Annotated in this window: 23 protein-coding genes and 1 tRNA gene; 9 read left to right on the top strand and 15 right to left on the bottom strand. The window is 60.3% G+C overall.

The features are described 5' to 3' along the window. Positions 1–60: 60 nt before the first annotated feature. Complete coding sequence (locus ACW5XC_RS15065; protein WP_042054828.1) at positions 61–825, top strand: substrate-binding periplasmic protein; 765 nt, start codon at positions 61–63, stop codon at positions 823–825. A 63-nt stretch (positions 826–888) separates the two neighbouring features. Here ACW5XC_RS15065 and asnC read toward each other — a convergent pair whose 3' ends face one another. After that, positions 889–1,350, bottom strand: coding sequence for a transcriptional regulator AsnC (gene asnC, locus ACW5XC_RS15060; RefSeq protein ID WP_005339783.1), 462 nt, complete (start codon positions 1,348–1,350; stop codon positions 889–891). 154 nt (positions 1,351–1,504) lie between these two features. Between asnC and asnA the strand changes: the two genes are divergently transcribed. Beyond that, a complete protein-coding gene (gene asnA, locus ACW5XC_RS15055; RefSeq protein WP_042054829.1) occupies positions 1,505–2,497 on the top strand; it encodes an aspartate--ammonia ligase in 993 nt (330 codons plus the stop codon). Between the two features lie 286 nt (positions 2,498–2,783). Here the strand turns inward: asnA and clpB are convergent, their stop codons facing one another. The 3 genes from clpB to rluD form a co-directional block, all read right to left on the bottom strand. Then, entirely contained in the window at positions 2,784–5,357 is a 2,574-nt protein-coding gene (gene clpB, locus ACW5XC_RS15050) for an ATP-dependent chaperone ClpB (RefSeq protein ID WP_005339779.1), read from the bottom strand. A 202-nt stretch (positions 5,358–5,559) separates the two neighbouring features. Further along, positions 5,560–6,297, bottom strand: a complete 738-nt coding sequence (pgeF, locus tag ACW5XC_RS15045) for a peptidoglycan editing factor PgeF (RefSeq protein WP_042054830.1) — start codon at positions 6,295–6,297, stop codon at positions 5,560–5,562. 112 nt (positions 6,298–6,409) lie between these two features. Further along, a complete protein-coding gene (gene rluD, locus ACW5XC_RS15040; RefSeq protein WP_042054831.1) occupies positions 6,410–7,390 on the bottom strand; it encodes a 23S rRNA pseudouridine(1911/1915/1917) synthase RluD in 981 nt (326 codons plus the stop codon). Positions 7,391–7,507: 117 nt separating this feature from the next. Between rluD and ACW5XC_RS15035 the strand changes: the two genes are divergently transcribed. Further along, entirely contained in the window at positions 7,508–8,263 is a 756-nt protein-coding gene (locus ACW5XC_RS15035) for an outer membrane protein assembly factor BamD (RefSeq protein WP_019446583.1), read from the top strand. A gap of 144 nt (positions 8,264–8,407) precedes the next feature. Here ACW5XC_RS15035 and ACW5XC_RS15030 read toward each other — a convergent pair whose 3' ends face one another. The 8 genes from ACW5XC_RS15030 to yqhD form a co-directional block, all read right to left on the bottom strand. After that, positions 8,408–9,736: a CoA-disulfide reductase gene (locus ACW5XC_RS15030; protein ID WP_042054832.1), complete on the bottom strand. Its 1,329-nt coding sequence runs from the start codon at positions 9,734–9,736 to the stop codon at positions 8,408–8,410. A gap of 98 nt (positions 9,737–9,834) precedes the next feature. Further along, positions 9,835–11,235, bottom strand: coding sequence for an L-cystine transporter (locus ACW5XC_RS15025; protein WP_005341918.1), 1,401 nt, complete (start codon positions 11,233–11,235; stop codon positions 9,835–9,837). Positions 11,236–11,369: 134 nt separating this feature from the next. After that, entirely contained in the window at positions 11,370–12,671 is a 1,302-nt protein-coding gene (locus ACW5XC_RS15020) for an L-cysteine desulfidase family protein (RefSeq protein WP_042054833.1), read from the bottom strand. Positions 12,672–12,692: 21 nt separating this feature from the next. Beyond that, positions 12,693–13,361: a helix-turn-helix transcriptional regulator gene (locus tag ACW5XC_RS15015; RefSeq protein ID WP_042054834.1), complete on the bottom strand. Its 669-nt coding sequence runs from the start codon at positions 13,359–13,361 to the stop codon at positions 12,693–12,695. 147 nt (positions 13,362–13,508) lie between these two features. After that, entirely contained in the window at positions 13,509–14,288 is a 780-nt protein-coding gene (locus ACW5XC_RS15010; protein ID WP_042054835.1) for a substrate-binding periplasmic protein, read from the bottom strand. 98 nt (positions 14,289–14,386) lie between these two features. Then, on the bottom strand, positions 14,387–15,871 hold the full coding sequence (gene pntB / locus ACW5XC_RS15005; protein ID WP_005339759.1) for a Re/Si-specific NAD(P)(+) transhydrogenase subunit beta: 1,485 nt from the start codon (positions 15,869–15,871) through the stop codon (positions 14,387–14,389). An 11-nt stretch (positions 15,872–15,882) separates the two neighbouring features. Next, positions 15,883–17,409, bottom strand: coding sequence for a Re/Si-specific NAD(P)(+) transhydrogenase subunit alpha (pntA, locus tag ACW5XC_RS15000; protein WP_021231470.1), 1,527 nt, complete (start codon positions 17,407–17,409; stop codon positions 15,883–15,885). Between the two features lie 507 nt (positions 17,410–17,916). Next, positions 17,917–19,080, bottom strand: coding sequence for an alcohol dehydrogenase (gene yqhD / locus ACW5XC_RS14995; protein ID WP_042054836.1), 1,164 nt, complete (start codon positions 19,078–19,080; stop codon positions 17,917–17,919). A 157-nt stretch (positions 19,081–19,237) separates the two neighbouring features. On the opposite strand from yqhD, the gene ACW5XC_RS14990 reads away from it, so the two are divergent. Together ACW5XC_RS14990 and ACW5XC_RS14985 are read left to right on the top strand one after the other, a co-directional pair. Further along, complete coding sequence (locus tag ACW5XC_RS14990) at positions 19,238–20,140, top strand: AraC family transcriptional regulator (RefSeq protein WP_042054837.1); 903 nt, start codon at positions 19,238–19,240, stop codon at positions 20,138–20,140. A gap of 17 nt (positions 20,141–20,157) precedes the next feature. Beyond that, entirely contained in the window at positions 20,158–20,670 is a 513-nt protein-coding gene (locus ACW5XC_RS14985; RefSeq protein WP_042054838.1) for a lipocalin family protein, read from the top strand. A gap of 65 nt (positions 20,671–20,735) precedes the next feature. Here the strand turns inward: ACW5XC_RS14985 and ACW5XC_RS14980 are convergent, their stop codons facing one another. Beyond that, positions 20,736–22,628, bottom strand: coding sequence for a methyl-accepting chemotaxis protein (locus ACW5XC_RS14980; RefSeq protein WP_005357549.1), 1,893 nt, complete (start codon positions 22,626–22,628; stop codon positions 20,736–20,738). Between the two features lie 207 nt (positions 22,629–22,835). Next, on the bottom strand, positions 22,836–23,333 hold the full coding sequence (locus ACW5XC_RS14975; RefSeq protein WP_042054839.1) for a lactoylglutathione lyase family protein: 498 nt from the start codon (positions 23,331–23,333) through the stop codon (positions 22,836–22,838). A 100-nt stretch (positions 23,334–23,433) separates the two neighbouring features. On the opposite strand from ACW5XC_RS14975, the gene ACW5XC_RS14970 reads away from it, so the two are divergent. Next, on the top strand, positions 23,434–24,306 hold the full coding sequence (locus tag ACW5XC_RS14970) for a LysR family transcriptional regulator (RefSeq protein ID WP_042054840.1): 873 nt from the start codon (positions 23,434–23,436) through the stop codon (positions 24,304–24,306). A gap of 152 nt (positions 24,307–24,458) precedes the next feature. On the opposite strand, the gene ACW5XC_RS14965 is transcribed toward ACW5XC_RS14970, so the two are convergent. Beyond that, positions 24,459–24,535 (bottom strand) — tRNA-Trp (locus ACW5XC_RS14965). A gap of 201 nt (positions 24,536–24,736) precedes the next feature. Between ACW5XC_RS14965 and ACW5XC_RS14960 the strand changes: the two genes are divergently transcribed. The 3 genes from ACW5XC_RS14960 to pyrB all read left to right on the top strand — a co-directional run bounded on the left by ACW5XC_RS14960 (position 24,737) and on the right by pyrB (position 26,474). Further along, complete coding sequence (locus ACW5XC_RS14960; RefSeq protein ID WP_042054841.1) at positions 24,737–25,279, top strand: hypothetical protein; 543 nt, start codon at positions 24,737–24,739, stop codon at positions 25,277–25,279. Positions 25,280–25,378: 99 nt separating this feature from the next. Next, on the top strand, positions 25,379–25,573 hold the full coding sequence (locus ACW5XC_RS14955) for a hypothetical protein (protein WP_013724188.1): 195 nt from the start codon (positions 25,379–25,381) through the stop codon (positions 25,571–25,573). After that, a complete protein-coding gene (gene pyrB, locus ACW5XC_RS14950; protein WP_005339735.1) occupies positions 25,554–26,474 on the top strand; it encodes an aspartate carbamoyltransferase in 921 nt (306 codons plus the stop codon). Before ACW5XC_RS14955 ends, pyrB begins: the two co-directional genes overlap by 20 nt. The last annotated feature ends 5 nt before the right edge of the window (positions 26,475–26,479 follow it).

The raw sequence follows: 26,479 nt of genomic DNA, 5'->3' as shown, positions 1-26,479 counted from the left end.
CCATCCAATATACTGGAATCAGGTCTTGGAATATCTTCAAACGGGCTCAGGAGACGTAGTTTGCGTGTGATCCCCCTGTTTTGGTTGCTGTTTCCACTCGGATTGCCCGCCAAAGAGCTGGTGATCTGCGGCACCATGGAGCCCCCGCTCAAGTATCTCGATGCCGATCAGAAACCCCGCGGACTCGATATAGACATAGTCACCACCATCTTCGACAAGCTGGAGACGCCCTTTCGGATCGAGCTGGCCGACTCCGGCGCCCGCCTCACCCGCAATGCCGAAACCGGCGCCTGCGACCTGGTGATGACCCACTCCTACAAGGCAGAGCGGGAGAGTTATCTCATCTATCCCCAGCAGGCCCATCTTCGCCACAGCTGGCACTTCTTCGTGCGCAAGACCGAGCTGATGAAGATCCGCTACGAAACGCTGGCCGATCTCAAACCCTGGCGCATCGGCGTGACCAAGGATTTCTCCTATACACCTGAACTGGCAGCGGCCATGACCGACCCGTCCTATCAGTTTCAGGAGATCACCATGAACCAGCTGCAACTGCGCAAACTGCTGGCCGGACGGATCGATACCGTGCCCATGCCGCTGGTCACCGCCTTCACCCAGATCAAGGAGGAGGGGCTGACAGGCAAGGTCGATTACCTGCCCAAACCGCTCAAGAGCAGCCCCTACTTCAACACCTGGGCCCGCGCACGAGCGGATGCACAGACCCCAGCCCTGATGGCGGCCTACGATGCCGAACTGCTGCGCATGAAGCGCAACGGCAGCCTCAAGGCCCTCTACGACAAGTACGCCATCCCCTATATCGAACCCTGATCAAGGGGCCAGGGTTTCGCACGGGAGATGAATCTCTACGCCCTACCCCTTATGCACTCCGACTCAAGGTTTCACGTCCCGCAGGATAGGGTTTTGCAGCGAGATCAGGGTTTCTGTGGACTGGATCTCGTCGATGGTCTGGATCTTGTTGATCAGCACTATCTGCAGCTCGTCGATGGAGCGGGTCATCACCTTCATGAAGATGCTGTAGTGGCCCGTGGTGTAGTAGGCCTCCACCACTTCGTCCAGCGCCTGCAGCTTGGCCAGTGCCGAGGGGTAATCCTTGGCACTCTTCAGATTGATCCCGATAAAGCAGCAGACGTCGTAACCCAGCTTCTTGGGGTTAACCTGCACCCGTGTCCCCTCGATGATCCCCGCCTGTTTCATCTTCTCCACCCGCACATGGATGGTGCCCGGGCTGACCGCCAGTTGTTTCGCAAGTTCGGCGTAAGGGATCCGCGCATTCTCCATCAGAGCGGTGAGGATGGCCTGATCGAGATTATCGATCCGGTAATTTTCCGGCATTTTTTTGCACTCCCGTTAACGATACCTCATTAAAAAACAGCTTATTTTGAAGAAAAAAACACACAAAGCCTATTTCTATTATCGAATATTGAATTTGGTTGGCAATCTGTTGAAGAATCACCACATCCAACGGGGTTTGAAACAGGAATTCAGCATGAAACAGCACTACATTCGCAGCCAACAGCAGATCAGCTTCGTCAAAGAGATGTTCTCCCGCCAACTCGCCCAGCAACTGGGTCTGATGGAGGTGCAAGCCCCCATTCTGAGCCGAGTCGGTGATGGCACTCAGGACAACCTCTCTGGCCACGAGAATGCAGTGCAGGTCAAAGTGAAGACCCTGCCGGAGCACAGCTACGAAGTGGTCCATTCACTGGCCAAATGGAAGCGCCAGACCCTGGGTCGCTTCGGCTTCGGTCCGGGCGAAGGGATCTACACCCACATGAAGGCGCTGCGTCCGGATGAAGACAAGCTCACCCCCATCCACTCGGTCTATGTGGATCAGTGGGATTGGGAGAAGGTGATGCCGAGCGAGCGCCGCGATCTGGCCTATCTGCAAGAAACCGTGCGCGGCATCTGGGGCGCCATCAAGGCCACCGAGCGCGCGGTCTGTGCCGAGCATGAGCTGACCCCCTTCCTGCCGGCCGAGATCCAGTTCCTGCACAGCGAAGAGCTGCTGGCCCGTTACCCGGACCTCGATGCCAAGGGGCGCGAGCGTGCCATCGCCAAAGAGCTGGGGGCCGTGTTCCTGATCGGCATCGGCGGTGCCCTCTCCCACGGTGAGCGTCACGATGTGCGCGCCCCGGACTACGACGACTGGAGCAGCCACAGCGAGCTGGGTCTGGCGGGTCTGAACGGTGACATTCTGGTGTGGAACCCGGTGCTGCAAGACAGCTTCGAGATCTCCTCCATGGGGATCCGGGTCGATGCCGAGGCGCTGCGCCGCCAGCTGGCCATCACCGGCAACGAGGATCGCCTGCAGTACGACTGGCATCAGGACCTGCTGGCCGCACGGATGCCGCAGACCATCGGCGGCGGCATCGGCCAATCTCGTCTGGCCATGCTGCTGCTGCAAAAAGAGCATATTGGTCAGGTGCAGGTTGGTGTCTGGCCAGCCGAGATGAAAGCTGCCGTGCAAGGCATGCTGTAACGAATGAAGGCCATGCCGGCGCCATCGCAGCCAGCCTGGCAACAGGCAGGTGGCCGTCGGGGTTGAGCGAGCGCATCCCCGGCAGGCTGTAAGACGCAAGGCCGTTAGCGGTTTTGTTTCGAAATCGGGGGCTTGCCCCTGCGACCCGCTCAACCCACGTCAGGTCGCGTCACTACATTCCTCCCGGCAATCTTCGGATTGCCGTTTTTTTGCGCCCGAATCCCCGCCACCAGATACGACAACGCCAGCCCGAGGGCTGGCGTTGCAAACATAGATGCGAGACTAGTTACTGGGTCATGGTGAGGCCGTTGCTGTCGGCCCCCAGCACCAGTTTTTTGCCCGGCACGATGCGGCCGGAGAGCAGGGCCTGCGCCAGCGGGTTCTCCACCTTCTGCTGGATCGCCCGTTTGAGAGGCCGCGCCCCGTAGACGGGGTCGAACCCGGCATGCACCAGCTTCTCGAGCAGCGCTTCGCTCACCTCCACCTCGTAACCCTGAGCCTCCAGTCGCCCCATCAGGCTCTTGAGCTGGATGCGGGCGATGGACTTGATGTGATCCTCGCCAAGCGGATGGAACACCACGGTCTCGTCGATCCGGTTGATAAATTCCGGCCGGAAGCTGCGGGTCAGCACATCCATCAGCATGGCTTTCATCTCGTCGTAGTCCTTCTCGGAGTGGTGCTCCTGAATCAGATCCGACCCGAGGTTGGAGGTCATGATCACCACCGAGTTACGGAAATCGACGGTGCGACCCTGACCATCTGTCAGACGTCCATCATCGAGCACCTGCAACAGGATGTTGAATACATCCGGATGTGCCTTCTCCACCTCGTCCAGCAGGATCACCGAGTAGGGACGACGGCGCACCGCCTCGGTCAGATAACCACCCTCTTCATAACCCACGTATCCGGGAGGCGCCCCCACCAGACGGGCCACGCTGTGTTTCTCCATGAACTCCGACATGTCGATCCGCACCATGGCGTCCTGGGTATCGAACAGGAACTCCGCAAGCGCCTTGCACAGCTCGGTCTTGCCCACCCCGGTGGGCCCCAGGAACAGGAAGGAGCCGATGGGGCGGTTCGGATCGGAGAGACCGGCACGGGAGCGACGAATGGCGTTGGAGACCGCATCGACCGCCTCTTCCTGGCCAATCACCCGGCTGTGCAGCTGATCTTCCATCCGCAGCAGCTTGTCGCGCTCCCCTTCCAGCATGCGGGCGACCGGAATACCGGTCCAGCGGGCCAAGACGTCTGCGATCTCCACATCGGTGACCCGATTGCGCAGCAGACTGGTCTCCTGCATCTCGGCTTGAGTGGCGAGATCCAGCTGCTTCTCCAGCTCCGGAATGCGGCCATATTGCAGCTCGGACATCCGGCCCAGGTCGCCTGCGCGGCGTGCCACATCGAGATCCTGACGGGCCTGCTCCAGCGCAGCCTTGATATGCTGGGTGCCGGCAAGGGCGGCCTTCTCGGCCTTCCATACCTCGTCCAGCTCGTTGTATTCCCGATCCTTCTCGCCAATCTCCTGATTGATCAGCTCCAGACGCTTGCGGCTGGCGTCATCGTCCTCCTTCATCAGCGCCTGCTGCTCCAGCTTGAGCTGGATGATGCGTCGCTCGAGGCGATCGAGCGCCTCCGGCTTGGAATCGATCTGCAGCCGGATGCTGGCTGCCGCCTCGTCGATGAGATCGATGGCCTTGTCCGGCAGCTGGCGATCCGCGATATAGCGGTGCGACAGCTGGGCCGCCGCCACAATGGCGGGATCGGTGATCTGCACATGGTGGTGCAGCTCGTAACGCTCTTTCAAGCCGCGCAGGATGGCGATGGTGTCCTCCACGCTCGGCTCTTCCACCAGCACCTTCTGGAAGCGACGCTCCAGCGCGGCATCTTTTTCGATGTACTGACGGTACTCATCCAGGGTGGTGGCGCCGACGCAGTGCAGGTCGCCACGGGCCAGCGCAGGTTTCAGCATGTTGCCCGCGTCCATCGCCCCTTCGCCCTTGCCGGCACCGACCATGGTGTGCAGCTCGTCGATAAAGAGGATGACGTTGCCCTCCTCCTTGGCGAGATCGGTCAGTACGGCCTTGAGCCGCTCTTCAAACTCGCCGCGATACTTGGCACCGGCCACCAGCGCCCCCATGTCCAGCGACAGCACCCGCTTGTTCTTGAGCCCTTCCGGCACTTCGCCGTTGATGATGCGCTGGGCCAGCCCCTCCACGATGGCGGTCTTGCCGACACCGGGGGCACCGATCAGCACGGGGTTGTTCTTGGTACGGCGTTGCAGCACCTGAATGGTGCGGCGGATCTCGTCATCACGGCCGATCACCGGGTCGAGCTTGCCGATTTCGGCCCGCTCGGTCAGATCGATGGTGTACTTCTCCAGCGCCTGACGGTTCTCCTCGGCGTTGGCATCCTCCACCTTCTTGCCGCCACGCACCTTGTCGATGGCCGCTTCCAGTTTTTCCTTGGTCAGCCCCTGAGCGCGCAACAGCTCGCCCAGCGTTCCCTTGTCGTCGAGGGCCGCCAGCACGAACAGTTCGGAGGAGATGAACTGATCCTTGCGCTGCTGGGCCAGTTTGTCGCAGACGTTGAGCAGACGGCCAAGGCCGTTGGAGAGCTGCACGTCTCCTTCCACACCGCTGACGCGCGGCAGGCGATCCAGCTCCTCACCGAGACGGGAGCGCAGGGCGTTGATATCCATCCCGGTCAGGGTGAGCAACGGACGGATAGAGCCGCCATCCTGATTGACCAGTGCGGTCATCAGGTGAACGGGTTCGATGAATTGGTGGTCACGACCCAGTGCCAAAGACTGGGCATCGGAAATAGCAATCTGGAATTTGCTGGTAAGGCGATCGAGGCGCATTGCACTCCCCCTTCAAACAGGCAGACGCCGCTTGCGCGGCAAACAACATAACTTTCTGAGATGAAAGATGAGGCCCGTACGGGCTATTTCAAGGGGCGATACTGGTTATTTTTTCTGCAAGAGGGGGCAAGAGCAGGATCCCCGCCTCTCTCATATGGCTCTGGTCTTGGGAGAGACGGGGTATTACTTGGCGGGTGATTGCTTAGCGGGCCAACCAGATGAGGGAGGCCATCCGGCCGGTCTGACCGTCGCGACGATAGGAGTAGAACTGCTCGCTATCGCTGAAGGTGCAGTATTCGCCGCCATAGACGGCGGTAACGCCAGCGCGGGCGAGGCGCAACCGCGCCAGCTGGTAGATATCTGCCAGCCATTTCCCCTCATTGGACGAAGGGACGAACGCCGCTCCTGCTTCAGCCTGCTCCGCCATAAAGGCCTCGCGCACCTCGCCACCCACTTCAAATGCGATAGGGCCAATGGCCGGGCCCAGCCAGGCCAGGATCTCGCCCGGCTCGCAGCCCATGGCGACGATGCTCGCCTCCAGCACGCCCTCTTTCAGTCCACGCCAGCCTGCGTGGGCGGCGGCCACCACGGTACCGGCCCGATCGCAGAACAGCACCGGCAGACAGTCAGCCGTCATCACGATGCAGGCCTGATCCGCCTCATGGGCGCAGGCAGCATCGGCATCCGGCGCCCGCTCATAATGGCTGCTGACCGGATGAACCACGGTGCCATGCACCTGATTAAGCCAGTTGAGGGGCCCCGGGATGGCGGCCACCAGCTGCAGCCGGGCCCGGTTGGCCTCGACTCGCACCGGTTCATCCCCCACATGGGCACCCAGATTGAGGCCGGCAAAGACTCCTTCGCTGACACCACCATCACGGGTGGTCGAAAGAGCCCTGACACACGCCGGGGCTGGCCAGTCAGGTTCGATCCATTTCATCTGTGACTCCTTCAATTCACCGATATAAAAACGGGGCTCCTGCAAGGGAACCCCGTTTGGCATCTATTCGGGCCGGATGACGCCAGAAACCGACGCAGCAGGCCCTATCACATCAATTCCAGACTAAATCATCCGGATTGGCGAGAGTATCCGCGCGCAGCACTTCCATCAGCTCCACCATGTCTTGTGGTGTAGCTGAGTGCCACTGCATCACTTCCCCCGTGATGGGGTGAGCCAGTTGCAGCATGGTGGCATGCAGCGCCTGACGGTTGAAGTTACGCAGTGCCAGGGTCAGCTCGGGGGTCGCGTTGCGCAGCGGGCGCAGACGACCACCATAAGCTGGATCACCCACCAGCGGGTGTTTGATATGAGCCATGTGGACACGGATCTGGTGGGTACGGCCGGTCTCCAGACGCAGACGCAGACGGGTGTGGCCACGGAACTTCTCGTGCACCCGGTAGTGAGTCACGGAAGGACGACCATTGGGCACCACGGCCATATGGGTACGCTGGGTCGGGTGACGGCCGATGGGCGCATCGACGGTGCCACCTGCGGTCATGTGACCGATGGCGATAGCTTCGTACTCACGAGTGATCTGGCGCGCCTGCAACGCTTCCACCAGATGGGTCTGGGCGGGTACGGTTTTGGCAACCACCATCAGACCAGTAGTGTCTTTATCCAGACGGTGCACGATACCGGCACGGGGCACCTCGGCAATGCCGGGGTAGCGATGCAGCAGGGCGTTGAGGATGGTGCCATCCGGCGTACCTGCGCCCGGGTGAACCACCAGACCGGCCGGTTTGTCGATCACCAGAATGTGTTCATCTTCATAAACGATGTTGAGCTCGATATCCTGGGCATCCCAGCGGGTATCATCTTCCAGCTCGACATTCACATGCACCTGCTGCCCGGCCAGAATCTTCTCGCGCGGGGTGTTGGCAACCTGACCGTCCAGGGTCACTCTGTCCTGTAAAATCCACTCCTTGATGCGGGTGCGGGAGTAGTCTGGAAACAATTCGGCCAGGGCCTGGTCGAGTCGCTGCCCGAATTGGTGATCCTGGAATTCGCCTGTCAGTTCAATATGCTGGCTCATGTATGGTCTCTTGAGCGGGGGGTATCAATTCGAAATAATCCGGGTATTCTAGCTTTTCTTTTAGCCAAGCATAACGGATACTTTGCCAATTTCGTGGAAATGGACCGGATGTTGTTGATGGGAAAGAAGTCTCACCTGCTGATGTCGCTCGCCTTGGTCGCTACCTTGATCACAGGCTGTTCCAGCACCAAACCCAAGGTACCCGACGAACCGCCGGAGACCCTGTACCAGAAAGCACGCCTCAAACTGGACGTTGGCAATTACGTGCAAGCCACTGAATTGCTGGAGGCTTTGGACTCTCGCTACCCGTTCGGCGCCTACTCCAATCAGGTGCAGCTTGACCTCATCTATGCCTACTACAAGCAGGATGATACCGCTCAGGCGATCGCCAATATCGACCGTTTTATCCGCCTCAATCCGGCGCATAAAAATATCGATTACGTTTTCTATATGCGCGGCCTGACCAACATGGCGGCGGATTACAACTTCTTCCAGAGCCTGTTCGGTATCGATCGGGACGACAAAGACCCTGCTTATGCCCGTCAGGCATTCCAGGATTTCAAGACCCTGCTGCAAAACTACCCCAACAGCGTCTATGCCGCCGATGCCCGTGCCCGCATGATTGGCCTGAAGAATCGTCTGGCCCGATATGACCTGAGCGTGGCCGAGTATTACGTGAAGCGTGATGCACTGGTCGCGGCCGCCAACCGGGCCAAGCTGATTGTCGAGACCTACCCCGACACAGCCGAAACCGAGAAGGCACTGGAGATCATGGTCGAGTCTTACGACGCCCTGAAGATGCCGCAGCTGGCCAAGCATGCCCGCGAAGTGCTGGCCAAGAACTACCCGGAGAACCGCCTCGGCCGTGGCTGAGTGATACGGATCAACCGGTAACAAAAACCGATGCCAAGGCATCGGTTTTTTTATCGCTGCAATTTAGCCACTGATATTACCCGCAGAGACTCTGCAGACCAGGGTCAGCGTGACGGCGCCTTCCCAACGCCGTCATTGCAACGCTTACTTCGCGACATTACCCGCCACGTTCAGGGCATCCCAGGTGCGGGAGAAGGGCGGCGCGTAGGCAAAGTCCAGCATGCCGAGCTGCTCGGTGGTCACTCCCATGGTGATGGCCACCGCCAGCGCGTCGATGCGGTGGACCGCCCCCTTGCGACCGAGGATCTGACCACCCAGCAGCCGCTTGCTGCCCGCCTCATAGACCAGTTTGACGTGAATGTCGGACTGACCCGGGCAGTAGTTGGTGTGGCACTTGTCCTTGATCACCACGGTGCGATAGTCGATGCCCATCGCCTTGGCTTCCTGCTCGGAGAGGCCGGTACGACCCGCCTCCAGCCCCAGCACCTTGAGCGCGGCGGAACCCAGAGTGCCGGGGAACTCCTGCTCGGCACCCGCCAGATTCTCGCCTACCATGCGCCCCAGCTTGTTGGCGATGGTGGCGAGCGGCACATAGACCTGCTGCTGCTTCACGCTGTGCCAGACGCTGGCACAGTCACCGGCTGACCAGACGTTGGCGAGCGAGCTGCGCCCCTGACGGTCCACCTTGATGGCGCCGTTACCGAGCCGCTCGATACCGGTATCGGCCAGAAACTCGGTGTTGGGCTTGACCCCGGTGCAGACCACCACGATATCGGCCTCGTACTCGCCCTGGCTGGTTCGCACGCCGGTCACCCGGCCATCCCCCAGCAGCGCTTCAACCCGCTCGCCAAGATGGAGGGAGACTCCCTGCTCGCGCAGTTCTGTTTCGATATGCTGGGTGATCTCGCCATCAAACGCATCGGGGATGACCCGATCCGCCAGCTCGATAAGACGCACCTCTTTGCCTTGATGGACCAGCGCCTCTACCACCTCCAGCCCGATAAAGCCGGAGCCAATCACCACAGCGCGGCGATTGTTCTTGTCTTGAACCGCAGCTTTGAGCGCAAGCCCGTCGGCCATCCGGCGCAGACCGAATACCCCTTGCTGCAGCAAACCGGGGATGGGGGGCATCACTTCGCGGGCACCGGTGGCGATCATCAGCCGATCGTAGCGGTCGGTGAAGGTGTCGCCGTTGTGCTCTACCACCAGAGTCTGGGCCGCCGCATCGACGCTCAATACCCGATGGCCAATCTTGACCTCGATCCCCTTGGCGGCGAACTGCTCGGGGGTGAACTCGGCCATGTAGCCGGGCTCCTGAAACTCGTCGCCGACAAAGTAAGGCAGGCCGCAGGCACCGAAAGAGATCACCTCGGAGGCCTCATACACCACGATTTCGGCATCTTTGGCCAGACGGCGCGCCTTGGCGGCCGCACTCATACCGGCGGCTTCGCCACCGATGATCAGAATTCTCATTGTTTTTCCTCTCAATGGCGCAGGGAGGGCATGCCCTCCCTGCGGTCTATGACGGGAAAGAGTCACCCCTTTCCACGAGCAGATCAACCGACAGCAAATCAGACGGTGGACTCTTCGCCGTCCAGACTCACTTCGTGATCGCTGTTGAACACATGCATGTCGGTCTCGCCCATCAGGCGGCTGGTGACCGTCCCTGCGGTGATGGAGCCGGAGACGTTGAGCGCGGTACGGCCCATGTCGATCAGCGGCTCGATGGAGATGAGCAGACCGGCCAGCGCCACCGGGAAGTCCAGCGCGGAGAGCACGATCAGTGCGGCAAAGGTGGCACCGCCGCCAATGCCGGCCACCCCGAAGGAGCTGACGGTGATGATGGCGATCAGGGTCATGATGAAACCGGGATCCATCGGGTTGACCCCTACGGTCGGGGCAATCATCACGGCCAGCATGGCCGGATAGATACCGGCACAGCCGTTCTGGCCGATGGTGGAACCGAAGGAGGCGGCGAAGTTGGCGATCCCCTCCGGAATACCCAGCGACTTGGTCTGGGTCTGCACGTTCATCGGGATGGAGCCCGCACTGGTACGGGAGGTGAAGGCAAACGCCAGCACCGGAGTGATCTTCTTGAGGAAGCGCAACGGGTTGATGCCGACCATGCTCACCAGCAGCAGGTGCACGACAAACATGATGGCAATGGCGCCGTAAGAGGCCATCACAAAGCTGAGCAGGTTGAGAATATCCGCATAGTTGGAGCCGGAGACCACCTTGGTCATCAGCGCCAGTACGCCGAACGGGGTCAGGCGCAGCACCAGAGTCACCATTCGCATCACGATGGCATGAGCCACAGCCACGAAGTGGCTGAAGCTGGCGAAGATCTCCGGCTTCTTGCGGGCGATGCCGGTAGCGGAGAGGCCGATGAAGATGGAGAAGATCACCACGGCGATGGTGGAGGTCTTGCGCGCCCCGGTCATGTCGAGGAAGGGGTTGGCCGGAATGAACTCCAGCATCATCTTGGCAAACGACATACTCTCGACGCTGCCGAGGGTGGTCTGCAGCGCGGCGCCACGGGCGCTTTCGGCGGCACCGGAGGTGAGCCCTTCAGCGGTCAGGCCAAACAGGTTGGACATCAGGATGCCTGCCCCGGCGGCGATGGCGGTGGTGAAGATCAGCACGCCTATGGTCATGGCACTGATCTTGCCCAGCGCGGTGCCGCCATTGAGCTTCAAGATAGCGCTGATGATGGAGACCATGATGAGCGGGATGATGATCATCTGCAGCAGCTTCACATAGCCGCTACCCACGATATCCAGATAGTCGATGGTCTGAACAATGACGGGCGAACCTGCACCGTAAAGCAGTTGCAACGCGGCGCCGAACAGAATACCGAGCCCCAGACCGGCAAATACCCGGCGGGTGAAGCTCACATGTTTTTCCTGTAACCGGTAGAGAAAGAACAGCAAGATGGCGGCGATGGCCAGATTGCCGATAACGCTAAATGTCATGGTATGACTCCCCAAAAAGCGGGCTTGGGCCCGAGAAACAAGAGCAAGCGCCATGCTTGCCCTAGCAACCGTGTCAGACGGTCTTCGCCGTCGTGACAAGAACAAGGGGGGTCTATCGCCCCCTTGTCACAGATTCACTGCTTCTGCTGTTTCGCTCGCATGATGTTGATGATTTCGATGTCGGTATCCAGCATCCCCTCTTTGGAGAGGCGGCCCAGATTGGCGATGGTCTGGTCCACGTCATCGGAGACGATCCCCTCGCTCTGGGGGACATGCAGGTTGTTGATGGCCATCAGCGAAGACTTTACCGCCGCCGAGGTGGAAGTGGAGACCTTCATGGAGCAGGCGCTGCCCGCGCCGTCGCAGATGATGCCGGAGACATCGCCAATCATGTTGTTGATGCAGTGGCTGATCTGCTGATACTGGCCGCCCAGCAGCCAGGTAATGGCGGCACCGGCCCCCATGGCGGCGGTACTGGCGGCGCAGAGGGCTGACAGCTTGTTCTGATAGGTCTTGATGTAGATGGCCACCAGATGGCTCATCACCAGTGCCCGGGTCAGCTGCTCGTCGCTCGCCTTGAGGAAGCGGGCAGCCGCGACCACAGGCATGGTGGCGGCAATGCCCTGATTGCCGGAACCGGAGTTGGACATGGCGGGCAGCATGGCACCATCCATCCGCGCATCGGAGGCGGCGGAGGAGAGGCGCATCGCCAGCGTCATCAGGTCATCGGAGAGCAGCTTGCGCTCCACCTGTTCGGTAAGGATCTTGCCGATCTTCAGACCGTAACCCTGCAACCCTTCATCTGCCAGCGCCTGATTCATGGTGGCGGCCTCGCGGATAAAGTCGATCTCCGCCAGCGGCACTTCCAATGCAAAATCGACGATCTCCCGCAGGGTCATGGCCGGTTTGGCGGATTTGGCCGGCTGGATCTGCACGCCGGGGGCACTGGCCTGCTCCATCAGCACCTCGCCATCCTTCTCCATCAGGATGATGCGGGTGTGGTCGGTGCAGATCACCACCCGGGCACTGTGCCCTTCAACTTCGGCCAGCACCTCGGCATAGAGCACGTCCGGCACATCCTTCACATCCACCTTGATGACCGGCAGCAACGTCTTGGCCGCTTCCACCTGTTCTGGTGTAAGGGTCTTGAGCACCTCCAGCCCGGCATCCGGGTTGCCCCCTGTGATGCCGACCGCAGCGGCCACCGGCAGGCCGATCATGCCGGTGCCCGGCACTCCGACCCCCATGCCGTTCTTGAACAGATTGCCACTGACCCAGACGCTGATGCGGGTCGGAGTCTCCCCCAGCAGCTTGCGGCAGTTGGCCGCCGCCAGCGCCACCGACATCGGCTCGGTACAGCCCAGGGCCGGCACCACTTCACGCTTGAGCAAGGTAATAAAGTCGGTCCATTGTGCTTTCATCGCAGTGTTTCTCATGTTCAGGGTGCCCGCAGGCAGTTATTGCTTGTTCAGATCCGCCTTGTGATTGCGGATATGCAGATAAACAGTATGACGGGAGATGCCGAGCATCCGGGCAACCAGCTGGGCAGCCTCCTTGATCTCGAAGATCCCCATGTCGAAGAGCCGGGTCACTATCTCCTTGTTGCGCACCGTGCAGGAGAGCGAATCGTCCCGATCCACCTTCTCAATCACCTGGCTCACCAGATCATCCACCGAGCTGGCAAAGGTCTCGTTGTTGAGCGGAGCCGGTGCCGCTGGCAGCGCAAAAGTATCGAGCAGGCTGCCAAGGGAGGTATCCAGACTGAAGTTCACGCAGAGCATGCCGATGGGCTTGCCCTGCCGGTTGCTGATGGTGATGGAGGAGGACTTCATCAGCGTCCCGTCGCGGGTACGGCTGAAGTAGCTGCTCCACTGGCTGCCCGCCTCCCCCTGCAAGCGGTTGAGGGCAAAGTCGGTGACCGGCGCCCCCTCCCGACGACCGGTGACATGGCCGTTGGCAATCTTGATAACCGATGCATCCAGCGTATCGAACGCATGCAACACCACCTCGCACCCTGCGCCAAACAGCGCGGCCAGCGCCTCGACCGCGGGCTCGAAACTGGCGATCAGATGACGTTCTTCATCCGTTAACGAATTGATCTGGTCAGTGGTGGCTACTGTGGACATATATGAGTAACTTTGAGTAAACCGCAGTTGATTCTACTATCAACAAGATCAACTAATGTTGAGCGGCATCCCCTTTTTGTTCGCCATTATGCCCACCTTTTAACAAAGTGCGACAAATTGTGAAGCGGCGCACAGCAGGGCAGCAACTCAGAGGTGATAGCGGGCCAGCAACTGCTTGTAGGCGGGAGTCTGTTTGAATGCCTTGAGGGCAGAGGAGAAGCGGATAGCCAGCTGGTCGTGGCCGGGCTTGTGGGTAAACGCGAGGAAGTTGCGGTTGTCGTCGGTCAGCAGGCGCGAGCCGTGGTTCACCTGATCCTGCAACCCCTGAGTGTGCAACAGATAACGACCGACCCGCTCGTTGAGCACCACCCCGTCCAGCCGACCGGCCATCATCAGATGCAGCTGTTTGATGGCATTCCCCTCCCCCGTCATCGGCATCCGGATCACCCCGGGATCGGTCAGAAAATCGGGGCTGTAGGCATAATCTTCCTGAATACCTATCCGCAGACCCTTGAGGTCGGAGAGCTGCTTGAAATCCACCGGACGAGCCGATGGATAGAAGAGCACTTCACCGCTGTAAGAGAGCGGCTCTTCGGGGTAGTGGAGCCAGTGCTGGCGGGAAGGTTCAAAGAAGACATCGAGCACCGCATCCCCCTGCCTGAGACGGGCCTGCTGCAGAACCCGCTTCCAGGGCAGTACCCTGATTTCGGTGCGATAACCCATCTGGCGCAACACGGTACAGGCCAGATCGAGATCGGCGCCAGCCAGCTCGCCATTGTCACCACGCATCACATAAGGGGGCCACAGCTCGGTCAGCAGCGTCAGAGTCGGCGGCTCGTCCGCTGCTACGGCCGAACCAGCACCAAACAGGAAGGCCAGCAGCCAGCCGTACAACCCGATCCTTCGCCAACCCTGACACCACATCATGGAGATCCCTCATGGTCCGTATGGATTGAGGATATACAAGGGATGAGCAATAAAAAAGGAGGCCGAAGCCTCCTTGATATCCAGTCTCTGAATGGCACTTACAGTGCTTTCAGGATGGCCTCGACGCTGGCCTTGGCATCGCCAAACAGCATCTGGGTATTTTCCTTGAAGAACAGCGGGTTCTGGACACCGGCGTAGCCAGTGTTCATGGAACGCTTGAAGCCGATGACATTCTGCGCTTTCCACACTTCCAGCACCGGCATACCGGCGATCGGGCTGCCCGGATCTTCCATCGCGGCCGGGTTGACGGTGTCATTGGCACCGATCACCAGCACGGTGTCGGTATCGGCGAAGTCGTCGTTGATCTCGTCCATTTCCAGAACGATGTCATACGGGACTTTCGCTTCCGCCAGCAGCACGTTCATGTGGCCAGGCAGACGACCGGCCACCGGGTGGATACCGAAGCGCACCTTGACGCCGCGATCACGCAGCTTCTGGGTGATTTCAGCCACCGGATACTGGGCTTGCGCCACCGCCATGCCGTAGCCCGGGGTGATGATGACGGAGCTGGAGTTTTTCAGCAGGTCAGCCACTTCCTCGGCGCTGGTTTCGCGGTATTCGCCCATCTCCTGATCAGCCGTGGAGGCCACGCCATCGGAGCCGAAGCCACCGGCGATCACGGAGATGAAGGAGCGGTTCATCGCCTTGCACATGATGTAAGAGAGGATCGCACCGGAGGAGCCCACCAGGGCACCGGTGACGATCAGCAGGTCATTGGAGAGCATGAAGCCCGCCGCCGCCGCCGCCCAACCGGAGTAGGAGTTCAGCATGGAGACCACCACCGGCATGTCTGCGCCACCGATGGAGGCAACCAGATGCCAGCCGAAGGCGAAGGCGATCAAGGTCATCACCAGCAGGGCGAAGGTAGAGCCGCCCGCGTTGACGAAGTAGACCATCAGCGCCAGCGAAGCGACCACGGCCAGCAGGTTCAGCTTGTGGCGGTGCGGCAGCATCAGCGGCTTGGAGGAGATCAGACCGCGCAGTTTGCCGAAGGCAACCACGGAACCGGTGAAGGTTACGGCACCGATGAAGACGCCCAGGAAGATCTCGACCAGATGGATGTTCAGCATGGCGCCGGTCAGGTGCTCGACCTGAGCAACGCTGTTGGCCTGCTCGAACGCCGCACGGGCGGCTGCCAGAGTGGCATCCAGATTGGAACCGACGGAGACGACGACCTCAGCAGGTGCAGAAGGGTGCAGATCGATGAAGCTGTTGAAGCCCACCAGCACCGCTGCCATACCCACGAAGCTGTGCAGCACGGCCACCAGCTCGGGCATCTCGGTCATTTCGACCTTGAGTGCCAGACGCACGCCGATGGCACCGCCGATCACCATGGCCAGAATGATCCAGTGAACACCACTGGTCTCCGGGTTGAATACGGTGGCGAGCAGGGCGATGGCCATACCCGCGATACCGAACAGGTTGCCATGCTTGGCCGTTTCTTGCTTCGACAGTCCCGCGAGACTGAGGATGAAGAGCACGGCGGCAACGATATAGGATGCTGTTACCAGTCCTTGAGACACGTTAAACCCCCTTAATCCTTACGGAACATCTTCAGCATGCGCTGAGTGACGGTGAAGCCGCCGAAGATGTTGATACTGGCAATCAGCACGGCGATGAACGCCAGCGCGGTGACCAGGGTCGACCCTTGCCCGATCTGCAGCAGGGCACCGACCACGATAATGCCGGAGATGGCATTGGTGACCGACATCAGCGGCGTGTGCAGGGCGTGAGAGACGTTCCACACCACGTAGTAACCGACCACACAGGCCAGGATGAATACGGTGAAGTGGGAGAGGAAGGCTGCCGGGGCAACGGACGCAATCCAGCCGAAGGCGGCGATACCGATGGCACCGAACACGAACTTCTTGTTGGAGGGCTTGGCCTCTTCTTTCTTGGCGGCCGGTTTGGCGGCGGCCGGTTTCTGCGGGGCAGCAGAGACGGAGATGGCGGGCGGCGGGAAGGTCACTTCACCGGCCTGGATCACCGTCATGTTGCGCTGAACCACGTCTTCGAAGTCGATGGCAACGTTGCCGTCCTTCTCCTTGCACATCAGCTTCATCAGGTTGACCAGGTTGGTACCGTAGAGCTGGGAGGATTGGGCAGGCAGACGGCCCGGCAGATCGGTGTAACCAATCACCTTGACGCCGTTGGCGGTGACATGCAGTTCACCCGGCACTGTGTATTCACAGTTACCGCCAGCCTGAGCGGCCATGTCCACGATGACGGAGCCCGGCTTCATGCTGTCGACCATCTCTTTGGTGATCAGCTTGGGAGCCGGCTTGCCCGGGATCAGGGCGGTGGTGATGATGATGTCCACCTCTTTGGCCTGCTGGGCGAACAGCTCCATCTCGGCCTTGATGAACTCATCGGACATGACTTTGGCGTAACCATCGCTGGATGCACCGTCTTCGCCACCGAAGTCCAGCTTGAGGAATTCCCCACCCATGGATTCGATCTGCTCGGCCACTTCCAGACGGGTATCGAACGCACGCACGATGGCACCGAGAGAACCGGCAGTACCGATGGCAGCCAGACCGGCAACACCGGCACCGATCACCAGTACCTTGGCAGGCGGCACTTTACCGGCTGCGGTGATTTGACCGGTGAAGAAGCGACCGAACTGGTGCGCAGCTTCAACCACGGCGCGATAGCCACCGATGTTGGCCATGGAGGAGAGGGCATCGAGGGACTGGGCACGGGAGATCCGCGGCACCATATCCATCGCCATCACATTGATGTTGCGCTCGGACAGCTTCTTGACCAGCTCAGGGTTCTGGGCAGGCCAGATGAAGCTCACCAGAGTGGCGCCATCTTTAATTTGTGCGATCTCGGCATCGGTCGGCGCATTGACCTTGAAGATAAGGTCGGCTTGCCAGACATTCGGCACCACGCTGGCACCGGCAGCCTCGAAGGCGGCATCATCGAAGCTGGCCGACAGGCCTGCGCCGGTCTCGATGGCGACCTCGAAGCCGAGCTTTTTCAGCTGCTCGACGGTAGCCGGGGTCGCTGCGACCCGGGTCTCACCGGCGAGACTCTCTCTCGGTATTCCAATCTGCATGACTATTCCCTGATGGTTAATAAACAATCGCTGCCCAGTGTCTCACTTCTGACGAAACAAGACATGACCAAAGTGCAGGTCCAGGGCTCTTTGTTATGAAAATCAGTAGGCTTTACCTCAACCTCCTGTCATGGTCAGGCCCCCGCTTTTCAGGCGCGAAGGTGATTAGTATCAAATTTTGGAGTTTTATTACAACCGCAGTCCCGACGGCACTCGTACAGAATTCAGCCCATCCCTGGCTACGATTAAAAAAAACAAACCAAATTAGAGGCTTATACCAGTAAAAACGGCTGAAAAAAGTGATCCAACCAGTCAAAAAAAATGTTTTACCGGCCCTCTATCTTAGCGTTTTTTGTTCTTACGAAATCCGCTTTCGTCGCACTTCTCGCAGCGAAACGCCGAAAAGTAACATTTTCCCAACAAAAGCGGGGCCGCTCAGCCGCCAGATGGCGGGAGAGGGCCCCGGCAATTCAATCGTTTCGCCCGTTTGGCACCGATTGGCGGCCCTTACCAGGCCGCTTCATAAATATGCTGGCTCTGCACCAGATCGATGTCGCCGTGCTCGCCCAGACGGGTCATACCGTGCTCACCCAGCTTGCCGATCAGGGTGTCGATCCCCAGATCTTTCAGACCGTAGTCGCGCAGTCGGGTCTTGACCCCCATCCGCTCGAAGAAGTCGCGGGTCGCGGCGATGGCATCGTCGATGCGCTCCGCTTCGCTGCCGCTGTTCAGACCCCACACCCGCTCTGCGTATTGCAGCAGCTTGGCATGTTTCTGTTTGCGCTTGGCCTGCAGCAGGGCGGGCAGCACCACCGCCAGAGTCTGGGCGTGGTCGAGGCCGTGCAGGGCAGTCAGCTCGTGACCCAGCATGTGGGTGGCCCAATCCTGCGGCACACCGGCGCCGATCAGGCCGTTCAACGCCATGGTGGCGCTCCACATGATGTTGGCGCGCACCTCGTAGTTGTGCGGCTCGGCCAGCGCCTTGGGGCCCTCTTCGATCAAGGTCAGCAGCAAGCCTTCAGCGAAGCGATCCTGCACCTTGGCGTTGACCGGATAGGTGAGGTACTGCTCCACGATGTGGACGAAAGCATCCACCACCCCGTTCGCCACCTGACGCTCGGGCAGGGTGTAGGTGAGCACCGGATCCAGCACGGCGAAGCGCGGCATCACGAACGGCGAGAAGAAGTGCACCTTGTCGCCACTGCTGCGACGGGTGATGACGGCACCCATGTTCATTTCGGAACCGGTCGCCGGCAGGGTCAGCACGGAACCGAGCGGGATGGCGGAACGCACTTCGTTGCCGACGGTCTCGAGAATGTGCCAGGGATCCTTGGCCAGATCGTAGTGCGCGGCAGCGGCGATAAACTTGGTACCATCGAGCACGGAACCACCGCCAACGGCGAGCAGGAAGTCGACCCGCTCGGCACGGGCCAGCTCCACTGCACCCATCAGGGTCTCGTAGGCCGGGTTCGGCTCGATGCCGCCAAATTCAAACAGGGTCATGCCAGCCAGCTCGTTGCGGATCTGCTCCAGCAAGCCGCTGCGTACCACGCTGCCGCCGCCATAGGTGATCATGACGCGGGCATCGCTCGGGAGCTGCTCGCGCAACTGGGCGATCTGCCCTTGGCCGAACAGGATTTTGGTCGGGGTATGGAGAGTAAAGTTGTTCATCGACATTGCCTTCTTCTGATAGTCAGGGCGGCCTGGCCGCGAAATCGTGATTGCATTTTTCTCCAGAATAACCCTACCATCAAGACAACATCCTGCTTGATTCTTGCCTATTTCTACAAAGCAGCAAAAACCGGAACTATCGAATCAAAGAGCACCCATGCAAAACCGTTACAGCGACCTCGCCGCCAGATTGACCCGCCACATCACTGCACCCGGCATCACCCCATCACCGGTGAAACAGGTCAACCTCATCTATACCACCGAGCACCATGGCCGCACCCCGGTGCTCTACCAACCGCGGATGATCGTTATCCTGCAGGGACACAAGGTGGGTTATCTGGCGGATCAGGTGTTTCGCTACGACCCCAACCACTATCTGCTGATGACCCTGCCGCTGCCCTGCGAGTGCGAGTGCTTCGCCTCCCCCGAGCAGCCGCTTATCGGTTTTACCATCGAGATCGATCTGGTCACCCTGCAAGAGCTGCTGCTGGAGCTGGGCGATGCCCTGCCCGCCCCCGCGCCGCAAAAGAGCGGCGTCCACTCGGTCCCCCTGTCCGAAACCATGTTCTGCGCTGCCGAGCGACTGATCGAGCTGATGGACAACCCGCTGCACGCCAGGGTGTTGGGACCGCAAACGGTGCGGGAGATGCTGTTCCACGCCCTCACCGAGGGGGGCGGCCCGGCGCTGCAGGCGCTCGCCAATCGCCACAACCATGTGGGCCAGATCGCCCGGGTGCTGCGTATGATAGAGTCCCGTTATGCCGACAACCTCACCATGGAGGAGCTGGCGCGGGAGGTGAACATGAGCGTCTCCGCCTTTCACCACCACTTCAAGGCGGTCACTGCCACCTCGCCGCTGCAGTACATCAAGTCGTTTCGCCTGCACAAGGCGCGGATGATGATGCTGCACGACGGTATCAAGGCGGGTACCGCGGCGGCCAGAGTCGGTTACGAGAGCAACTCCCAGTTCAGTCGGGAGTACAAGCGCTTCTTCGGCAGCACGCCGACGGATCAGGCCTCCCGCTTCCGGGATGGCCAGCTGCGCATCATCGAGGGATAACAAGAGAGGGATTACTTATGCGTTCACTGCTTTGCCTGTTCACCGCTTTGCTGCTGACAGCCTGTACCGGGATTGCCGATGGCATCCGCCCCGTTACCGGCTTCCAGCTCGATCGTTATCTTGGCACCTGGTATGAGATTGCCCGCCTCGACCACAGCTTCGAACGGGGGCTGGAGCAGGTGAGCGCCACCTACAGCCTGCGGGACGATGGCGGCGTCAAGGTGCTCAACCGCGGCAAGCAGAGCGATGGCAGCTGGCGCGAAGCCGAGGGCAAGGCCTACTTCGTCGATAGTCCTGACGAGGCGCGGCTCAAGGTGAGCTTCTTCGGCCCCTTCTACGGCGGCTACAACGTCATCGATCTCGATCCCGATTACCAGCTCTCGCTGGTGACCAGCTACAACCACGACTACCTCTGGATCCTCTCCCGCTCACCCAACCCGCCCAAGGCGAAGGTGGATGCGCTGGTCGCCAAGGCGAAGTCGCTGGGCTTTGCCACCGACCAGCTGATTTGGGTCAAACAGACTCTTTAAGCCAGTCGTGAAATAACAAAGGGCAGCCCGCGGGCTGCCCTTTCTGTTGCTGACGTGGCGGGATGTTAAAGCCGGAAGCGGCCGATCTCCTGCTCCAGCCGCTCGGTCAGCGACTTGAGTTCGGCCGCCTGCGCCGCCTCGTTGCCCGCCTGCTCGGCCAGCTCTTGCGAGACGTGGCGGATATTCTCGGTATTGCGGCTGATCTCGCCGGTCACTGAAGTCTGCTCCTCGGCCGCCGCCGCGATCTGGGTCGCCATGTCGCTGATGGAGCCGATCGCCTCGTTGATCCGGGCAAGGCTCTGGTTGGCCGCTTCCGCATCCTCGACGCTGGTACCCGCCAGCTGACGGCTGGTCTCCATGCCACCCACGGCGCGACGGGTGGTCTGCTGCAGGGTCTCGATCATCTGCTGGATCTCGTCGGTAGAGTCGTGGGTACGGCGCGACAGCACCCGCACCTCGTCCGCCACTACCGCGAAGCCGCGTCCCTGCTCACCGGCCCGGGCCGCCTCGATGGCGGCGTTGAGCGCCAGCAGGTTGGTCTGCTCGGCGATGCCGCTGATGGTTGCCAGAATGCCGCTGATCTTCTGGGCATGGCTGTCGAGCTCATTGATGATCTGGCTGGCATCGGCCACTTCGTCCGCCAGACCGGTAATGCTGCGCTGACTCTGGCCAACCTGGGATTGGCCGGCGACCGCCAGTGCGACCGCATCGGTGGCGGTAGTGGCGGCAAACTCGGCGTTGCCGGCGATCTCCTGGGTAGCGGAAGCCATCTCGGTCACCGCGGTCGCCACCATCACTATCTCGTCCTGCTGCTGGCGAACCCGCTGACTGCGGGCCTGCGCCCCGGCCGCCTGAGCGCGAGACTGTGCCGCCAGCTCGACGGTCACATCCCGCAACCGGCTGACGATACCGTGCAGCCGCGCCACGAACTGGTTGAAGTTCTGGGCCAGCTGACCCACCTCATCCTTGCTGTGAGTGTTGATGTGAACGGTGAGATCCCCCTCGCCGTGGGCAATGTCGTGCAGGGCGTGCGCGACCCGACCGAGATCGGCGAACAGGTATTTGAAGGTGGCGGTGAGCAGGGCGCTGAATACCAGCATCAGCACCAGGGTCAGCCCCACCAGCTCCCACAGCAGGCTGCTGAGCGGCGCCTCCAGCACATCGCGATACATCACCATGGCCAGCAGCCAATCGGTGCCCGGCACCGGTTGTACCGCCAGCAGCACGTCGCGCCCGTCGAGGGTGGCGGCGTGCAGCTCGCTGTTTTCGCGGCCCCACTGCTGGAAGGTGGCGGCAGAAAGTCCCGGCGCCAGCTCGGCGATGGGCTTGAGCGCCAGATCCTTCTGCGGATGGCCGACGATGAGGCCACTGCTGTCGAGCAGCATGGCGTAGCCCTCACCCTGCACCTTCATCGCCAGCACTTCGTCGATCAGCTTGTCGAGCGCCAGGTTGGCCCCCACGGCGCCGACCAGCTCCCCCTGATGGCGCACCGGCTCGGAAAGAGTAACCACCAGCTTCTGCATGGTGACGCTGACATAGGGGGCTGTGACGATCAGCTGCCCCGCCTTCACCGCATCCTGATACCAGGGGCGCTCGCGCGGGTCATAGTTGCCGGTGTTGAGGGAGGGATCCTGCCGGGTCATCACCCCCTGCGCGGAGCCAAAATAGGTGAGGCCGAAGCCGCCCGAGGTGTAGGCCTGCTTCAGGTGCGGCACCAGCTCGGCTTGGGGGTTATCGCTGATCAGGTTGACCAGCGCATGGACGGTGTTCTTGCGATCCGTCATCCATTCGCCGATAGCGACTGAGTAGGCGTGGCCATAGTTGACCGCCTCGCTCTGGATGGCGCTCATGGTGCGGGATTTTAGGGTGTGAAAGGCAACGATGCCGAGCAGTGATGCCATCAGCAGCACTACGCCAAGACTGGTGGCCAGCAGCTTGCCGCGCAGAGAGAGGGTCATGACGACGAATCCTTGTTGTTGTGTCAGGCAGGGAAAACCCTGATGTATCAAAGGCTATCGGCCGCAATATGAACAGACTTTAGTGAATCTGTATATTTTCCCATCTATCAACAACAGAACGCGCTATTCGTGTGAAGCAGATCGCTATTCCATGCTACTGACTCTTGTAACAACAAAGCAGCAGGCCGCCCGAAGGCGGCCTGTCACTTACCCCTGATATGCACCGGCGGAGTAGGTCAGCTCATAGCTGTGGCTGTAGATCTCGACGATATTGCCGAAGGGATCTTCCATGTAAACCATGCGGTAGGGTTTCTCACCCGGGTAGTACTCGCGTACCGGCATCCGCTGCTTGCCGCCCGCTGCGACGATGCGCGCTGCCAGCCCCTCGACATCCGGATCCTGCACGCTGAAGTGGAACACCCCGGTCTTCCAGAATTCGAAGTTGTTTTCGCGCTGCTCGCTGTTGGGAAACTCGAACAGCTCGATGCCGATCTTGTCGCCGGTGGAGAGATGAGCGATACGGAAGGAGCCCCAGCCCGGGCCAAACACGTCGTTGCACATCACGCCGATGGCGGAGTCATCCTCGGTGATGGTGGTCGCCGGCATGATGAGATACCAGCCCATCACCTTGGTATAGAACTCGACTGCCTTGTCGAGGTCAGTCACCGTGATGCCGATGTGGGAGAAGTTGCGTGGATAGGTCATACGTCACCTTGAAATTGTGTGTGGGAAACAGGTGACATGATAGGAAGGGGCGACATAATGAAAAATAAGGCCAAAGTAATGGAAGGTATAAATTAAATTTATGGTTAATCCACTCTGGCTCCACACCCTGGTGGTGGTGCATGAAACCGGCAGTTTTACCCGCGCCGCCGAGCGGCTGGATCTCACCCAGGCCGCCGTCAGTCAGCATATCTCGCGTCTCGAGGCCGAGTTTGGCACCCTGCTGCTGCGCAAGCCCCGTCAGCTGGAGCTCACTCCGCGCGGGCTGGTGCTGCTCGACTTCGCCCGCCAGCAGGCGCAGGCCGCCGAACAGCTGCGGGCGCGCCTCTCGGACGATGACCCTCACCGCGGCGCCATCACCCTGTCCACCCCGGGCAGCATCGGTCTGCTGCTCTATCCCCTGCTGCTCGACCAGCAACAGGAGCACCCCGGACTCACCATCCAGCACCGCTTTGCCCCCACCCCCGACATAGTGCAGGCGGTACTGGCGGGGCGCAGCGATCTGGGACTGGTGGATCAACCGCCGGAGCATCCCAGCATCGCCACCGAGCCCTTCGCCCGCGAACCCCTCTGTCTGGTGGTGCCCAACGACGGCGAGGAGCAGAGCTGGCAGCACCTCTGTCAGCTCGGCTTTATCGACCACCCGGATGGCCGCAGCATGGCACAACGCCTGTTGGGACGACGCTACCCCGGCCAGCGCGTTGACGAGATCCCGCTGCGCGGCTTTACCAACCAGATCGGCCTGATCCTGGAGCCGGTCGCCCGCGGCCTCGGCTTTACCGTGCTGCCCCGCTTCGCCGTCACCGCCTTTGCCCAGCAGGAGAAGGTCCGGGTGATCCAGAGCAGCATTGAAGTGATCGACACCCTCTGGCTGATCTACCGCGCCGAGTGGCCGCTCCCCGCCCGCCACCAGCGGCTGGTCACCGTGTTTAAACAGCGGGTTGCTGCACATTGAACGCTCTTGCGGCAGACATCGAGATCAATGTGGCCACAGTCACCGGGGCTAGCGGCTAGAAGGAGAAGAGAGAGAAAAGAAAGGAGAGAGGGATAAATTGGTGAACGCCGGAAATGCGAAAGGCCAGCTCAATGAGCTGGCCTTTCTGAAAATGGCAGGGGCGGCAGGACTCGAACCCGCAACCATCGGTTTTGGAGACCGCTGTTCTACCAATTGGAACTACGCCCCTGCAACAAACGAGGCGTAGTATACAAAGTGGAGATCAAAGGTAAAGGCTTTTTTTACGCTTTCGATGCGATTGCACAAATCCCGAACAAGTCGCGCTTGTTTGTGCAGCAAAGCGGGATAACTTGCTGTATTTGCAGCCCTGCCGGGGTAGGAATGGAACATAAATGGGGGTAGGGTGAAATCAGGTACCGGGAGGCCACTTATGCTCAATTACCGACTGCTCCAACAACTGGCGCCCCTCAACTTCAGGGATGAACGCAAAACAGAGTCCCTGCCCGCCTATCTTGAACGGGTCGCGCCGCTGGTGCCCTTTATTCCTGAAAATGTGCTTTCCCAGTGGATTTACCGTCATTGGCGCGGTTTTGAGTCCAACTGGAGCTTTATCGATCTCGCCAGCCATCAGTTCACCTGTGAAAGCTGGCCCACCGCGCAGCTGGTGGATCAGGTGGACTCCCGCCATATGGAGGTGATCGAGCGCTGGGGCGAGATGCTGCGCAGCAATCGCTATGTGCGCCGCTCCTGGCTCGGCGAGAAGATGCTGAGCGACGGCACCTGGCCCGAACCTGTCATCGTGCTGGTGCCGGAAGAGGGTGCCAGCTACCCGAACGGGCAACCGCTGCCGCAACCCTACTGCTTGCTGGAAGGACACCACAGACTCGGTTATTTGCGCGCCATGGCCCGCGATGGGGAATCGCTGCAAGAGACGCACAAGGTGTGGATTTGTCGTCATGTTTCCGCCACTTAAACGTTTTTCATGCTGAAATTGGCATCGGAAATAAAATTTTGACAATTAAAAAAGCGGCCCTATAATCTGTCCGGTTTTGAAAAAGGTCGGGACGAAACGATGCAGTTTTTGATTCAGAAAACAGCCTTGCAGACGGGTGGTGCGCACCAGAGCGGCCCCGTTGTTTCCGGTTCCCACCCCAACGATCCCCAGTTATTTTTAAAAAAAGCCCCTGTTTCAGGGGCTTTTTTTTGTGCCCGAAAAACCTCCAATGATGTCAAAGGGAATGCAGACGATGACCAATCCACTCTATAAGAAACATGTCATCTCCATTTCGGACCTGACCCGGTCAGAAATGGAACTGGTAGTCTCAACCGCACAACGGTTGAAGGCTGAACCTGACACCAGCCTGTTGAAAGACAAGCTGGTTGCCAGCTGCTTCTTCGAAGCCTCCACCCGCACCCGCCTCTCGTTCGAGACCGCGGTACAGCGCCTTGGCGGCAACATCATCGGCTTCGCCGACGGTGGCAACACCAGCGCCAAGAAGGGCGAGACGCTGGCTGACTCCATCAAGATCATCGGCTCCTACTCGGATGCGGTGGTGATGCGCCACCCGAAAGAGGGGGCTGCCCGTCTGGCCTCCGAGTTCTCCCGCGTGCCGGTCATCAACGGCGGCGACGGCTCCAACCAGCATCCGAGCCAGACCCTGCTCGACCTGTTCACCATCCATGAGACCCAGGGTCGTCTGGACAACCTCAACGTCGCCTTCGTCGGTGACCTGAAATATGGCCGCACCGTGCACTCGCTGGCCCAGGCCCTCAGCCTGTTCAACTGCCGCTTCTTCTTCATCTCCCCGGAAGCGCTGGCGATGCCGGACTACATCTGCGAAGAGCTGGAAGAGAAGGGCATCCAGTTCAGCGTCCACCAGACCATGGAAGAGGTGATGCCGGAGCTGGACATCCTCTACATGACCCGCGTCCAGAAAGAGCGCTTCGACGAGACCGAATACAAGCACATGGCCGCCAAGTTCATTCTGGAGCTGGCGACTCTGGAAGGGGCCAAGCCCACCATGAAGATCCTGCATCCCCTGCCCCGCGTCGACGAGATCGATGTGGCGGTCGACAAGACTCCCCACGCTTGCTACTTCCAGCAGGCGGAGAACGGGGTCTATGCACGCCAGGCGCTGCTGGCACTGGTACTGAACGAAACTGTCTGAGCTTA

Source organism: Aeromonas sp. 25-AL00135, from assembly GCF_054052385.1.
This window is presented reverse-complemented; position numbering and strand designations above follow the sequence as displayed.